Annotated in this window: 12 protein-coding genes; 7 read left to right on the forward strand and 5 right to left on the reverse strand. The window is 40.7% G+C overall.

Annotation, left to right across the window (positions count from 1 at the left end; all coding sequences use genetic code 11):
- The first annotated feature begins 18 nt into the window (after window positions 1-18).
- The 3 genes from B7P33_RS13040 to B7P33_RS13050 are packed head-to-tail and all read left to right on the forward strand — an operon-like array spanning window position 19 to window position 1,465.
- Complete coding sequence (locus B7P33_RS13040) at window positions 19-348, forward strand: ArsR/SmtB family transcription factor (protein ID WP_097442462.1); 330 nt, start codon at window positions 19-21, stop codon at window positions 346-348.
- A gap of 32 nt (window positions 349-380) precedes the next feature.
- Window positions 381-851 (forward strand): DUF6428 family protein, encoded by a 471-nt coding sequence (locus B7P33_RS13045; RefSeq protein ID WP_097442463.1) that lies wholly within the window; start codon window positions 381-383, stop codon window positions 849-851.
- Window positions 852-862: 11 nt separating this feature from the next.
- Window positions 863-1,465 (forward strand): arsenate-mycothiol transferase ArsC, encoded by a 603-nt coding sequence (locus tag B7P33_RS13050; RefSeq protein ID WP_097442464.1) that lies wholly within the window; start codon window positions 863-865, stop codon window positions 1,463-1,465.
- A gap of 133 nt (window positions 1,466-1,598) precedes the next feature.
- Here B7P33_RS13050 and B7P33_RS13055 read toward each other — a convergent pair whose 3' ends face one another.
- Together B7P33_RS13055 and B7P33_RS13060 are read right to left on the reverse strand one after the other, a co-directional pair.
- Window positions 1,599-2,918, reverse strand: a complete 1,320-nt coding sequence (locus B7P33_RS13055) for a sulfatase family protein (RefSeq protein ID WP_097442465.1) — start codon at window positions 2,916-2,918, stop codon at window positions 1,599-1,601.
- Between the two features lie 209 nt (window positions 2,919-3,127).
- On the reverse strand, window positions 3,128-3,721 hold the full coding sequence (locus tag B7P33_RS13060) for an outer membrane beta-barrel protein (protein ID WP_097442466.1): 594 nt from the start codon (window positions 3,719-3,721) through the stop codon (window positions 3,128-3,130).
- Window positions 3,722-3,946: 225 nt separating this feature from the next.
- Between B7P33_RS13060 and B7P33_RS13065 the strand changes: the two genes are divergently transcribed.
- Entirely contained in the window at window positions 3,947-5,152 is a 1,206-nt protein-coding gene (locus B7P33_RS13065; RefSeq protein ID WP_097442467.1) for a B12-binding domain-containing radical SAM protein, read from the forward strand.
- 628 nt (window positions 5,153-5,780) lie between these two features.
- Here B7P33_RS13065 and B7P33_RS13075 read toward each other — a convergent pair.
- From B7P33_RS13075 to B7P33_RS13085, 3 genes are all read right to left on the reverse strand, one after another.
- Window positions 5,781-7,010, reverse strand: a complete 1,230-nt coding sequence (locus B7P33_RS13075) for a flavin monoamine oxidase family protein (protein ID WP_172435944.1) — start codon at window positions 7,008-7,010, stop codon at window positions 5,781-5,783.
- Window positions 7,011-7,213: 203 nt separating this feature from the next.
- A complete protein-coding gene (locus B7P33_RS13080; RefSeq protein WP_097442470.1) occupies window positions 7,214-8,617 on the reverse strand; it encodes a flavin monoamine oxidase family protein in 1,404 nt (467 codons plus the stop codon).
- Between the two features lie 435 nt (window positions 8,618-9,052).
- Complete coding sequence (locus B7P33_RS13085) at window positions 9,053-10,042, reverse strand: helix-turn-helix domain-containing protein (protein WP_172435945.1); 990 nt, start codon at window positions 10,040-10,042, stop codon at window positions 9,053-9,055.
- 631 nt (window positions 10,043-10,673) lie between these two features.
- Here B7P33_RS13085 and B7P33_RS13090 point away from each other — a divergent pair.
- From B7P33_RS13090 to B7P33_RS13100, 3 genes are all read left to right on the forward strand, one after another.
- Complete coding sequence (locus tag B7P33_RS13090; RefSeq protein WP_141402480.1) at window positions 10,674-11,822, forward strand: transglutaminase-like domain-containing protein; 1,149 nt, start codon at window positions 10,674-10,676, stop codon at window positions 11,820-11,822.
- A gap of 393 nt (window positions 11,823-12,215) precedes the next feature.
- A complete protein-coding gene (locus B7P33_RS13095; RefSeq protein WP_097442473.1) occupies window positions 12,216-13,688 on the forward strand; it encodes a sulfatase family protein in 1,473 nt (490 codons plus the stop codon).
- 230 nt (window positions 13,689-13,918) lie between these two features.
- Window positions 13,919-15,394, forward strand: a complete 1,476-nt coding sequence (locus B7P33_RS13100) for a serine hydrolase domain-containing protein (RefSeq protein ID WP_172435947.1) — start codon at window positions 13,919-13,921, stop codon at window positions 15,392-15,394.
- Window positions 15,395-15,401 lie beyond the last annotated feature (7 nt).

A 15,401-nucleotide genomic window follows, 5' to 3' on the forward strand; every position in this document is an offset into this window, starting at 1 on the left:
GCAATATATAATTGAACAATGGGACTTACCAAAACGGAAATATTTACGGAAGAGCAGAACCAAATCGCCCAATGGGCCAAGGTTTTGGGGCATCCGGCCCGTATTGCCATATTGCAACATCTGTTTAAAACCGATGCCTGTATCTGTGGCGATTTGGTAGATGTTATCGGTTTGGCCCAACCTACCATATCCCAACACTTAAAAGAATTGAAGAAAGTAGGTATTATACAAGGTACCATTGAAGGCACCAGTGTTTGTTACTGCATCAACCAAAAGGGTTGGCATCAAATGCAAACGGCCCTTAGTGGTTTTATGGACTTAACCCAAGGTCCAAAGGATTGCTGTTAAAAAAATTTAGAACAATTAATCGTAATATAACAATGAAAGTTTCAGAGATAAAAAAACAACTAGGCCAATTGGAGCAGATCGCTTTCCAATTGCCCAATGGCGATTTGGTTCCCAGACATTTCCACGTGACCGAAGTCGGGGAGGTACAGAAAAAATTCATTGATTGTGGGGGCACCGTTCGCGAAGAGAAACGCGTGAATTTCCAATTGTGGGAAGCCAACGACTATGACCACAGACTACACCCAGAAAAACTGGTCAAGATCATTGAACTGTCTGAACAAGTCTTGGGCTTGGGCGACCATGAAATCGAAGTGGAATACCAAGGCGAGACCATAGGTAAATACGACCTCGATTTCAATGGAACCCATTTTTTATTGATGGCCAAGGCCACCGATTGTTTGGCACAGGATAAATGTGGTATTCCGGAAGACAAGCTCAAAGTACGCCTGGCAGACCTACAAGAACAAACCGATTGTTGTACCCCAGGCTCCGGCTGTTGCTAAATCCAAACCCTATGTACCCGACCATTACCCAGCATCTAAACCAATTAGCAGCCGTACCCGAAGACCGTAAAGCCGTGTTGCAACCCTTAATAGAACAACTACAATCCAAAAAGGACAAGGGCGAGGCCATTCGTTTGAATTTTATCTGTACGCACAATTCCAGGCGTAGCCATCTATCACAGATATGGGCCCAAGTTGCCGCCCATAAATACGGTCTTGATAAGGTAGTTACCTATTCCGGGGGTACCGAAGCCACGGCCATGTTTCCCAAAGTAGCCGAAACCTTGATCGATCAAGGCTTTACCATAGATACCCTATCCCAAGGCGATAATCCGGTGTATATGGTACGCTTCGATGAAAACGAAGCCCCCATTATCGGTTTTTCGAAACGGTTCGATTATACCTTTAATCCGCAAAGTGGTTTTACGGCCATTATGACCTGTTCCCAGGCCGATGAAGGCTGTCCGTTTATAGCCGGTGCCGAAAAACGGGTCCCGATTACCTATGAAGACCCAAAGGTCTCGGATGGTACCCCGGAACAAGCGGTGGTATATGCCGAGCGCAGTTTACAGATAGCTAGCGAAATGGATTATGTGTTTTCGCAAGTGGTCTAATTAAAGATTTATTTTGGTATGGTTCACCACCAGGCGACCATAGCCTGCTAATGAAAGCAATGTTTTGAGCGCGGTCTGTATCCAATTAGGAATTTTGGTACATCGTTTAGACCGCGCTCTTTATGATTTCGAATTACAACGAAGATTCAAAATCGCTAATCAGCTTTTGCAATTTGGCCACGATCTTAGGGTTTTCTGCAGCCACATTATTGGACTCCGCGATATCGGCCTCCAAATTGTAAAGGGCTAGGGTAAAGGCACCTTGTTTTTTAACATCCCAACCCCGGGTCTTGGCGCGGTGTAGTTTCCATTTGCCCAAGCGAACGGCTTCCAACTCTCCGGCCCGGCCGTAGAAGAAATAGGGCCGTTCGGGTAGTTTTTTCAGTTTCCCCTTTTTAATTTTTCGGCTCAGGTCTAGGCCATCTATTTTCAAATCTTTGGGCATATCACTTTCTGATATTGAGGCTAGGGTAGGAAAAAAATCCATGGCATTCACATAGCCCCCATGTATCTGTCCACCTTTGATTCCGGCCGGCCAGCTCAATATAGCGGGTACCCTATGACCGCCATCCCAGGTTTCAGCTTTTTTTCCGCGTAGGGGTTCGGCCGAACCTAAACGAGGCCCATTGTCCGAGGTAAAAAGAATGAGGGTGTTCTCATACAATCCTTCTTCCTTGAGTGCTTTTACGATTTCGCCCATACTCCAATCGAGCTCCATAATGACATCGGCATATTTTCCCTGGCCACTTTTACCCTCAAAAGCAGGCGAAACGTGTATTGGGGTATGCGGCATATTATGGGCCACATACATAAAAAAGGGTTTATCCGATTTGGATTTTATCTGTTTTACCGCGGCTTCGGTATAGCGTTTGGTCAGGTAACGTTGATCGGGACCGTTTTCAATGACCTCTTGGTTACTATAAAAGGGGAGGGGTGGTGACTGAAAATCGTTGTGGGCGTAATAATGACTATCCATATCGTTGGAATAGGGTACCCCGTAAAACTGCTGAAAGCCTTGGTTCCATGGCATAAACTCGGCCTTATGCCCTAAGTGCCATTTTCCCACCAAGCTGGTACTATACCCATTATCGCCCAAAAGTTCGGCCAAGGTGTATTCGCTTGTAGGCATGCCCCCTTCGGAAAATGGGAACAATACCGCCTCGTGCAATCCATAACGAACCGGATAGCGTCCGGTTAACAATGCGGCCCTAGAAGGGGTACACACATTGGCGGAGACATAAAAATCGGTAAAACGGATGCCTTCTTTTGCCAGTTTATCCAAATGCGGTGTCGTTACATTTCCGCCATAGCAACCCACATCGGCATAACCTTGATCATCGGTAAAGAAAATGATGATGTTCGGTCGGTCGGAATTTTTCTGTGCCCTAAGTCCAGTAACGGAAAACTGGAACAATAGGAGGAACAAAATCCATGTTTTGGGAAAAAAGGCCATACGCTAATTTTTGGTGAATGTAGTCCTTATCTTCAAATTTGACTCCACAAATCGCCCAATGCATACAAAAGTAACATGAACAATAATTATCGTGGGTTTTCGTGCCAAATAGCATCACTACGACATCTTTCCCATTAAAACCTAATAAAAAAATGGCCCTGAAACCGAAGTCCCAGGGCCACTGCAATCAACATAAACCAAATCAAAGATCAACCCTTGTTGAACTTATATATCAAACCAACTTTAACATCTTGTAAACCGGCACCGAATTCTGTTTTCTTAGTAACGGGCGCACCGCTATAATCAGGCTTGGAACGTTCGAAAGACAAAACACCCAAAGAAGCCTCCAAGGCAAAATTCTTCGACATCCAAAAGGTCATACCCCCAGAAAGTGCCGTAGCAAAACCTTTGGCATTAATTTCATTACCTCCTTGTTTCTCCTTTTTACGTACATAATCCAATTCACCTTGGACAAATAGGGTAAATCGTTTTTTAGGGGTAAAATAATACCGCCCAAAAACGCCGGCAGAGAAATTGTTTAATTTAATATCGGCCTCGTCGGCCACTTCTTTTTTCAAATTTCCCACCTTAAAACCGGCACCTAGTGCCACATGGTCACTGATCATAAGTCCTAACGAGGGCGAGAATTCGAATTGATCGGTTTTAAGATCACCCACCTTATCGGCTCCAAAGGCAAAGTTACCGGAAACGGCTACGTCCCCTTTTTGAAGTCCGAAATCTTGCGCATATCCAAGGCTACTTATAAAGGCAAGTACTAGCGTAAATACAATTGTTTTTTTCATGACTTAAGAATTATTCCCGCAGCACGGGATGATTAAAAATGATGGTACAAAGTTGTTGCTGAAAACCCTTTTCGGCTTTGACCTAAATCAAATTTGGCTGAAGTGTTATGGTATTTTGACCTAGGTCAAAAAAACGGGTCAGCCTTCGATTTTGACCTAGGACAAAAGAATATTTACATAAGTGGATGAACTTTGTACCCACGTTTAACCCCAAAATGTTTTGTTATGAAAGTCTATTTGATAAAAGCCTCTGCAGGCTCTGACTATTCAAAGTATAAAGCGGAAACGGGTGGGCCTCCACAGAACATATTCTCTACCGCTGCCGCAACACCGAATTGGGTGGAGTTGGAAATGACCGACGAAACCATAGGACAGAAAGCCAATCTAAAAAGTGAGGCTGAATTGGTGGCCATTTTCATGTCTACCCCCGATGCTTGGCGAGCCTATGAATTGGCCGAGCATTACCACAACCAAGGCAAGACCATAGTTTTGGGCGGATTACATACCAAATTCATGCCCGACGAGGCCCAAGAAAATGCCGATGCCCTTTTGATCGGGGAATCGGAAGGGGTTTGGGAAGAATTATTGGTAGATTATTACAAAGATGAACTCAAACCAAGATATCAGCGTACCGAACCGGTAGACCTGGCCCAACTGAATCCGTATCCAACGCATTTGATCGAACCCAGGGTGTATAACTACACCTGGTCGGTATTGGTTTCCCGGGGCTGCCCCAATAAATGCCAGTTCTGTTTAGTGCATAAGTTTTTCCCGAAGTTCCAGACCCGCCCCATTGAAAACATAGTCGAAGAGGTTCGGCATTTAAAGGGACTAGGCGTGGAATGGGTCGAACTACACTCCGATAATCTCACCCAAGACAAAGCCTATGCTATAGCCTTGTTCAAGGCCCTTAAACCCTTGAATATGAAATTCTATGGCGAAACGACGATTCTTATCGCTAGAGATCCAGAATTGTTAAATGCGGCCCGAGAAGCAGGGGTACGAAGTTTATTATTCGGTATAGAAACCCCTTCGGAAGAAGCCTTGAAAGCCCAGGGAAAGGCCTTTGTAAAACCCCATAAAATAAAGGAATACGTACAAATCGTTAAAGACCACGGCATAGAAGTTTGGGGCGACATTTTATTTGGATTCGAAGAGCATACCGAGAAAATATTCAAGCAAACCTGGGATTTTATCCGCGACATAAAATTGGACCGGACCATTCCGCATTTGGTCATCCCATTCCCAGGTTCCGGAACTTTTGAAAATTTAGAGAAAGAAGGCAGAATTTTAACCCACGATTGGTCTAAGTACGATGGTTCACATGTGGTGTACCAACCCAAACATATGTCGGCCACAACCTTGGAATATGGAGTAACCGATTTTTTCAACAAGTTGAACAACCCCATCAGAAGATGGTTAAATATTTAATAGCATGGATTTGAATTTTATTATAGGTGGTGGACTCCTATTGTGGGTATTGTACGATTTTTTTCAAGGTACCACATGGACCTACCGAAAAATCTATCGGGCCTATGAACCGGTTTTGTACTGGATTGTATTCTTGATTTGGCTTGGCATTGCTTTGGCTACCCTTTGGTCGAGTTCGTTTGTTTGGGATTAAAATAGTTAATTACATATGTTATAATGACTTAGCATTTTATTCCTAAATGAAATAGGCAGTATCACTCATAAATACTGGATTATCAGGAATAAATCTGAAAAAGGTCGCCCAGAATGGGTATTCTAGACGACCTCAACTTAAACCAAGGGAATTATCCCCTTTTTCACCAATTTAAACTGCTGTCATTAGTGAAATACTGGAAAACGCCTAGGTTGAAAAAATGGGTTGTTCATCAATTGCGATACCCACTATTAGGGTTTCGCAATCACAGAAGGCTTGCGCAAAAAAAGATTCAGCAATAACAGATTAGTGTTACAACAGTCGGACTCATTTTGAGAATTGGTTTCTGTCATTTAAAAAACTCCAGTTAACCCGTTGGTCCATGAGATTATTGGTATGGTATTAAACCAAGTAAAGCGCTTAATTCTAAAGACCTTAATATTGCCTTAATATTTTTTTAGCCTCACGAATACCACTTAAATAGGCGCCATGCACAGTACCTCTATAATCGACAATGGTGTGCTCTCCAGCGAAGAAAATTTTATTGTCCACAGGTTCTTCGAATACTTCGAAGTCAGCTGCCGTAGTGCCTTTTGTAGCAAAAGAGTATGAGCCAAAAGTATAGGAATCTATATTCCATTTGGTACGTAGCATATGCGTAGGCTCTGGAATATCTTGGCCATAAATGATTTTTAAATGCCCCATGATTTCATGGGTAATCGCAGCATCTGACATGCTTTCGGTGGCTTTGGAATAATCCCCAAAAGCAAACGTCATTAAAGCATGAGCGTTAGTAAACTTACTTACATTCAGAAAGTAATTGAATTTACCCTTTTGTTCAGGCGTATACCCAATATACTGTAGCTGGTTATCCCAAAACGGGGCATCCCAGGTTAAAAGGAATTTGTTCACGGATCCCATTTCCAAGCCGTTGATAGCATTTTGCGTAGGTTTTGGCAAACTTGGGTTGAATGTAATAACACCTTGCTTTAAAACCCCTAAAGGAACAGTAACCAATACATAGTCGGCTTCAAACTGGCCTTGGCTCGTGCTTATAATCGTTTTTTCTTGGGAATAGTCAATTTTTTGAACCTTAGTATTCAACCTTACATCGATTCCCTTTGCAAGAAAATCAGTAACTCTATCAAATCCATTGGTAATTATAACGTCATCCCCTCTAAATGCTTCATCATCGTAGAAATAGGTAGATGAGAGTTTGTTTATATCACCACCCGTATCAAATTCAAGAAAGGCAGACAACATATAGGTCCATAAGCGATCATTGCGCAGTTGGGGATGCTGCCCATAAAATGCATCTCCAAAACTTTGGTGGGTATTGCCATTTAGACGGTTTAGATTTTTTCTGTATTGGGCCTCTGCCTTATCAAGTACAGATTCAGCATAGGGCGTTCCGTTAAAATCGTAAACCTTGACGAGATCGTCTCTAGTTAAAAAAGTATTCGCCCCAGATTCGGTGGCCAAAGATGTTATTGGGTTACCTTTGGGACCATGGATCCAGCTTGCGCCTTCATCGAAGGCAATACCCAAACTTCGATCGGTTCTCAATCTGCCGCCAATTTTATCACTGGCCTCTAATACTATGGGGTTTACCCCTTTATCCTTAAAATAATTGGCAGCGGCCAAGCCTGATATACCTGCGCCCACGATGACGACTTTTTTTGAGGAATCGCTCGGATCGTTATTTATGCTTTCGGAATTATTACAGGAACCGATAGATGTTAGTAGAAAACAAGTTGCGATTAAGAAGTTCATATTTTGAAATTTCAATGGTGTGTTTTTTATAGTATTCACTTTAATGGGTACGTTTAAGTTAACGAAATATTTGCAAATTGCTACCCCTCAGATGTTTACCGAAGTAACTTATTTACTTTTTGAGCGGTTATGTAACCACTTAAAATGGCCCCATCGACCACGGCGTATTTCATATAGTCGCCCGTCAAGAAAATGGTTTTGTTCAATGAGGAGTCGTTTTCAAGTTTTTGCAAGAGGGAATAGTACCCCAACCCAAATACGGGATAGGCATAATTGAAGCGTTGAACATCGAAACCCAAAACAGATTTAGAAATCCCAGGAAAATAATGTTCCATGTCTTTTAGTGTTTTTTGTAAGACATCTTCATCCGATTGAAGTATAAACGTTTTATCCTTGGCCGTCGTACTGGGTATGTAGGCACTAATAATGCTCTTTCCATTATAATCCTCCGTGGTTTGTGTTCGTGTTACATCATAAATAGAGGTGAAATAGTTATCTAGACAGGAGACGGTCCAAGCTTCTTTTAACCACCTCTTTTCGGTGAAAATATTTATGGTTATATACTGGCCGTAATCCACTTTACCCAATTGCTCCAGTGCTCGGGTCGAAATACTATTGGCCAAAATCTTTTTGGCAATAGGAGCAGGTGTAGTACAAATTACCTTTTTGGCTTTATACACCTTTTTTTCACCTTGGGATCGGGCTATTACCTGCATGCTACCATCGGGTTGTTGGTTAACCGATATTACTTCTGTGCCGTACTTTATCTTGGCTTCCAGTTTTTCAGATAGGGCATTACTTAAATCTACCATACCGTTTTCAAACGTGAATACCTCGCTCTCCCAAAAATCTTTGGGACTGGGTAGGTTGTAAGCCATTTCATTAGCATTGTACAAAATGGAGAGCTCTTCATTGTTGGCACTGAAAAGGCCAAGGTTCTCGATTTCGATATACCGTTGAATAAGAGGGTGGATCTGGTTTTCGCTTAACCATTGCGCAACCGACACATCATCTAGGGTGCTATATGTATCTATATCTTCACCCTCCCAGAGCACCCCTTCGGTAGCTTTGTCCAATTTTGATAGTTTACGCTGTAATGCCTTAAATTGGTTCCTGTCTTTTTTGGTGGGCAAAAAATCAAGGATTCCCGCTTTGGTATAAATTGTGCCTTTATAACCTATACCATCGGTAGGCGGGGGAATCTGGATTACATCTAAATCCAAGTCGGTTATCAGTTGTTTTAAAACACCTTCGGGTTTGCCCATGTATTCGGTCCCTTTTGGGTAATGGAAACCGTTCCATTGCCCATCGATTATCCTACCTCCGGCCTGGGCCTTTCTTTCAAGTATCAGCACATTGTTGGTCTTCAAATAATATGCTGAGGTAAGTCCAGATAAACCGGCCCCAATGATAATAACCTCATGGGTTTTTTCTTGGCCATTGACCGATACATTAAGTATTACCGAAAGTAGCAACCCTAATAAACTTGCTTTTCTCATGTTCTAGGATTTAATTAATTATGATTTAGTAAAGGAGCCTTTGGCGGTCCGTTTAAGTTTTAAAAGAAACCTCTCGAAATGTCCGTTCCGAGCTTCGCAATAGTCCCAGCCATGATTCAGTTCTTCGAACAGTCGTTTTATATCCAACATACGATTATAGATATTGATTGATGACTGCAAAGGAAGTGTGAATCTGGCGAATTTTTGTTTTGACTCCTAAATCAGGACAATTAAGAATGTCCTGTTTTCCTTAATCGGGACGTTTTAAAAGAGTAGCTACAAATGCTGGGTAAGTTCTCTTCTATAAGGGTTTAGGCTTAAAGACCCTCCTAGCAATACTGTCTTAAGCTTGTAGGAGGTTATCATTTTTGTGGAAAAAGTTAAGAAACAATATAAAAGCTGTCACTCTTGAAATTGAGTAATAGGTGCGCTTCTTTAAAGTTTGGAAGGGGTTGTGTTATTTATCTTCTTAAAAGCATTATAAAAAGCAGACCTCGAATTAAAACCTACCTCAAAGGCTATAGCTTCATATGTATAGTTCTGGTAATTTGGATCTTTCAAGATTTTCATGGCTTCCTTGATCCTATAACCGTTTATGAATTCATAAAAATTCTGTTCGAACGATTCGTTCAATACCTGAGATAAATGATGTGTCGGAATTCCTGTAGCATCCGAAAGTTCTTTGATACGAAGCTGCGGTTGTAAATACGGTCGATGATCTTCCATATAACGAATCAAACGAGATCTAATCTCTTCTGAAGATTCTTTAGTAAGTCCAGAACTGGCGTATTTCTCATTTTCTTTTTTAACTGGGAGAAGGGTTGGTGTTAATTGGTTACGTATAATATAACGATGCGACAAAATCGCATCTACACTAACGAACATTAAGACTATACCACTTAACAGATTTATATAAAGATAGGTCCTATGGTAATAAGGAAAGCCGTAATAAGTGAAATAGACAAAAAGTAATTCAATTAAATACAGCACCAGACATACTTTTACCAACACCAATGTAGGGTGCAGGTTAGATTTGGCGATGTTAGAGAGTTGTTCTTTTAACTTTGTATCATACTTCCTTAATTCACGGATGGTGCGAAGAAGAAAGTACATGTTTACAGTTAAATAAAAAATCCATTCCCAAATGTAGGTGCCAACATCGAACAACGTATTGCCTTCATTACGTAACCGGGTCAATTTATTCTCTGGGGTCTGAATTAAATCAGGTATATAAACGAAGAGCGCCAAAACAAAAGGAATCAAGGCCAATATGTCACTTTTTTTTAAAAGGAACCGTTGGTGCGCCTGATTTCTGGCATAGAGAAACAGCAGCGGCCCATACAACATAAAAAAAGGTTCGTTTAGGTCAATTAAATGCGGAAAGTCTGCTATACCACCTGTTTCCACCAATACCAATATTGCCATCTCGAACACCATGAGAAGGGTAAAAAATAACAACGGTAGATAAATCTTGGTTTTACGGGTTAAATGAATCAAAAAAAGAAAAAGAATGAAAGCGAACAAACCTTCCAAAGAAAGTAACACGCTATACATTGTAAATCGATCTAACATATTGATTCTTTTCTAATAATAATTAAAGCGATAATACCTCAATTTCTTTATCGCTCTCGGATTCGCCCACCGATCTAATCAGATTTACTTTCGTTTTAGTCGATTAACGACCAAAGGCATACTTGTACAAAGGTAATTATAGTCGTAACGTTATTAAACGCGGAAAGATCCGATGACTTTTATTACCCATACTCCTTTAGGTATTAACCAAAGTTAAAAACAAACTATTCAACTAGTCTTCAACAATGTTTCTAAAATTGCTTGAGCTGAATTTAATCCAACTTTTGTTGTCCTGAATTAACAGTTAACACAAAATAGAGTTTTAAATACGCTTCCTTTGGTTGCCTACACGGGGAGAGCCAAATCTTAGGAGCATCACTTGTTTGTATTGGCTTAATCTTGTTTGACTATTTGTTTTTCTTTAAACTCTAAAGAATCCCTACGCCCTCTTAAACCAGTAATAAATCACTAAAAACCCAATACCTTGAAAAAACTATTCATCTTTCTAATTACGTTTTACTTGATTTCCCCTTGCCAATCCCAGTCAAAATACAACGATATTCCAAATAGGTATCATTCGTTACTGGATTCTTCTTTAATTAAGGCTGGTTCGAATACACAGGAAATTTTAAAAGCTCTGAACAATGTTCCAAAACTTCAAAAAGAAGGCATGGCTTTTTTAATCAGTTATATGCCCAAAAGGGATTTAACGACTTTATCGGCCGAATTCATTCTTGAAAATGTCGAATATGCATACAAAGCAAGGGAAAAATACCCTTGGTGCAAAGCACTGCCCGATTCCATTTTTTTTAATGAGGTATTACCATATTCCAATGTTACCGAAACGCGTGATCCTTGGCGAAAAGACTTTTATGAACGCTTTGCGAAATACGTGGAAAATGAGACCAACTTAAAAGATGCCATCTTCGCTATCGCCAACCCTATAAATAAAGAAGTGAATGTTGAATACAATGTTGAACGCTCTATAGTAGATGCCAGCCCTAAAGAGGCCATGGAAGAGCAAATGGCCACTTGCACAGGCTTATCCATCCTTTTAACAGATGCATTCCGCGCCGTGGGAATTCCTTCTAGATTGGCTGGAACGCCCATGTGGACAAATATGAGAGGTAACCATACTTGGACCGAGGTATGGATCGATAATGAGTGGAAGTTTATTGAATATTACCCTAAAGATCTTAACAAATCTTGGTTTTTGGCCGATGCCGGAAAAGCGGACCCCAACAACCCTATACATTGGATCTATGCCGTTTCTTACAAGCCAACCGGTCAATATTACCATGCAAGCAAATACGGTTTTATACACCTATACGACGAACTAGGTCCTGATGGTATACCCAAAGAATTCCAAGAATATATTGAATGGGAAAAAGAGAATTCAGAGATAGATGAACCATACATTCATGGTGTAAATGTAACCCAGCGCTACATAGACCTCTACAGGAAATCTTTGGATAACAAAAAACTAAATGATGATGAGATGTTGGCAGGTTTTGTCATTTTTAAAGATAATGATCTAACAAATAGCAGTTCAAGAATGGATTGCCGTGTTGATGTATTTAAAGGGGACAAAAAATTAATTTTGGATTCTCGCCCAGTGCCACCGACGATATGAATATGTTGCTGAAAATAAAACTTAAAAAGAATACCGATTATGAAGTTCGTGTAAGTCATTCGAAAAAGGACATAGGGCAAACGTTTTCCATTACTACAGGTAGTACCCCGGATCAAGAATTTAAATTGGTTTTAGAATAAAAAAAATAGCCTTGTACTTGAATTAGGATGCACCATGTTTTACGGAAAGAGAAACTCTAAATGATTTCCTTTTTCTAAAACGATGTACTCATTGCACCTTTCTACCCTAAACTAGATACTTAATCACACGCCCTCCATGAATTAAACCCAAATACATGGATTTACGAAATGTCCGCTCTACAATTAAAAGAATCATTTATTAACAATTCAAAAGATCGAAGAGCGGGATAAACTAAATACCAATGGAGTATTTATGATCTCAAAATTAAAATTGCCTCTACTATTATTACTGACCATATTTAGTAATCCTTTATTTTGCCAACAGTCAAAAAAAATAAAAAATGTATTGTTGATTACGGTCGATGATATGAATTATAACTCTGTAGGCGTTTATGGGGCAAGCGTTCCAGATATAACCCCGAACATTGATAAATTGGCAGCCCAAGGCATGCGTTTTGAAAATGCACATGTAAACATTGCCGTATGTGCCCCTTCTAGAGGGGTATTGGCCACGGGTATGTATCCACATAAGAGTGGAATCGAAGGATTTTTTAAGACCGATAAAAATGTGACCTCTATTGTTGAGGTATTAAAGGATGAAAATTTCCTGACGGGAGTACTAAGTAAAGAAGAGCATTCTTCCCCTGAGGAAGATACACCATGGGACGTTAAGCGTTCCAGAGCCAAACATTTAGGTAATGGCAGGGACGCCAACAAATATTATAATGAGGTAGTTTCCTTTATAAAAAGGGCGAAGCGTGAGAACAAACCTTTTTACCTTATGGCCAATGCCAATGACCCACATCGGCCCTTTTCTGGTAGCGATCAAGAGCAGCGGGCATGGAAAAATCAAAGCATTGCACCCCCTTCCAAAATATACTTGCCAAATGAGGTAGAGGTACCGGCATTTTTACCCGATATACCAAAGGTAAGGCAAGAAATTGCGGAGTACTATACCTCTGTACGCAGGGCGGACGACGTGGTCGGAGCTATCTTAAAAGCCTTGGACGAAAGTGGGAAAGCCGATAACACCTTAGTCATGTTTCTGTCAGATCATGGTATGGCCTTACCCTTTGCCAAGACCAACTGCTATTTAAACAGTACCAAAACCCCTTGGATCGTTCGTTGGCCGGAAGTCGTAAAGCCTAAGTCCGTTGACAATACCCATTTTATATCGGGAATAGATTTTATGCCAACCGTATTGGATATTTTGAATATTGAAACACCCAAAGAAATCGACGGGCGTTCTTTCAAAAAATTACTTTTAGGCGGAAAACAAGAAGGAAGAACCTATGTATATACCCAATTTCATGAAACATCGGCCCGTGAACGCTACCCCATGCGTGCCATTCAAGATAATCGATATTTATACATTTTTAGCCCATGGGCAGATGGTAAAAGGAAATTTCGAAACGAATCGCAGAACGGGCGCACCTTTAAGGCTATGCGTGAAGCGGCCTTTACCAATGAAGCTATCGCCAATAGGGTGGATCTGTTCGTAAATCGGGTAACGGAAGAATTCTATGATCTTGAAAAAGACCCGGATGCCTTACATAATCTCATACATAACCCTAGCTATAAGAAAAGAATTGAGGCATATACGGCCAAACTTCGAAAATGGATGATTGATACGGAAGATTTGGCCCTAGAGGCTTTTGACAATCGCTATTCCAAAGAGTTTTTGGCCCTTTATATGAATAAGGATCAAGCAAGGAACAGAAAATAGTAGTTTGAATACCCCTGAATTCATACATGAATCCTAAAAAGAATTCCCCGCCACATAAAAAGAAAGCCAAAACTGTAACAGTAGTAAGGTTTTGTAATCTGTTAATCAGATGTTTTGAAACATATGGATCAAAGGGTTAATGAAATTTCCTCCATACTTATTGATCACCGAAAAGGATAAAACGGAAAACCCATATCGTTTCAATGCCTGTATTTAAACTCATTGTTACTATGAAATACAAGCTGTTCTTTGTTTTTGCCCTTGTGATGGCAAACCATAGTTTTGCGCAATCCCCGATTATCGAATTCATCGATTCGCTGGCCCTGAATAAAATGAAAAATTTTCAGGTACCCGGTCTGGCCATCGGTATCATACAAAACGACACGGTTTTATATGCCAAAGGGCTAGGGGTAAAATCGATTAACGACCCAGAGCCATTAACCCAAGAATCGCTTTTTCATATGGCTTCGGTCAGCAAGCCGTTTACAGCTACAGCCCTGATGCAATTGGAAAGCCAAGGAAAATTGGAGCTAAAAGATAAACTCTTCGATTGGCTTCCCGAATTTAAAATGCGGGATCCCGAGTACAAACTGATCAGCCTAAAACATATATTGACCCATACCTCCGGAATTCCCGATGTTGTCGATTATCAATGGGATAAGGCTGAATACGATTCGGGATCCGCCTTCCGTTATGTCCGATCTTTTTCCGAAAGTGAATTGGACTTTACCCCAGGTACTGGTTTTAATTATAGTAACGCCGCATTCGATCTCTTGGCGGCGGTAATCCAAAAAGCAAGCGGACAAACTTTTGAAGATTATTTGCAAGATCATATTCTTGGGCCTACTCGCATGGTTAATAGTACATTCCTGAAAAAGGAAGTACCCCCAGCTTTGGCGACCAGTCCGCATGTTTTCGACGATAAAATGCGTCTAATTAAAAGTCCGGTTTACCCATACAACCGTAGGCATGCCCCTAGTTCTACCTTACACTCCAACATAGATGACATACTGCAATGGGCCAGGTTACAGCTTCAAGAAGGCAATTTTGACGGAAAGCAAATCATTTCGCAAAGCGCCTTTAAGGCCCTTACCAAAATACAAAAACCATTGGGAGAAGATCGTGGCATTTGCTTGGGTTGGTTTCAGGATAAAATAAACGATGAGGTAATCATTAAACATTCCGGTGGAGATGAAGGTTACAGTGCATTCTTTGGCTTTCTACCAGAAAAAAAATTGGCAATTACGATTATGGCCAATAATGACCTGATCATTACCGAACATTTGGCCACGGTGATTCTTCATAAAATACTTAACGGCAAATCGTTGAACTATAAAACACCGATACATATTGCTTTAGGCCATCTCATTTATGAAAAGGACATAACAACTTTCAAAGAGACCTATTATGCCTACAAAAATCAGCATGCCGATGCCTTCGGTTTCGGTAATGGGTATTTAGATGGTTTGGGTTATCAGTTATTGGATGATGGCATGTATGAAAAAGCGGTAGACATCTTTAAACTTCAAGTATCGGAACATCCGGAAGAACCTGGTTTCTATGATAGCGTAGGGGATGGCTACCGGGCTTGGGAAAGGCAGAAAATCGCCTTAAACTGGTATCTCAAAGCCAATCAAAAAGACCCTGAAGGTAAAATGTCCAAGGAGAAAATTGACGAAATCAAAATCGCCCTCATTAAGGAATAATTGAGAG

Origin of the sequence: Sediminicola luteus, assembly GCF_002514735.1 — a bacterium.
Taxonomy (GTDB): Bacteria; Bacteroidota; Bacteroidia; order Flavobacteriales; family Flavobacteriaceae; genus HQA918.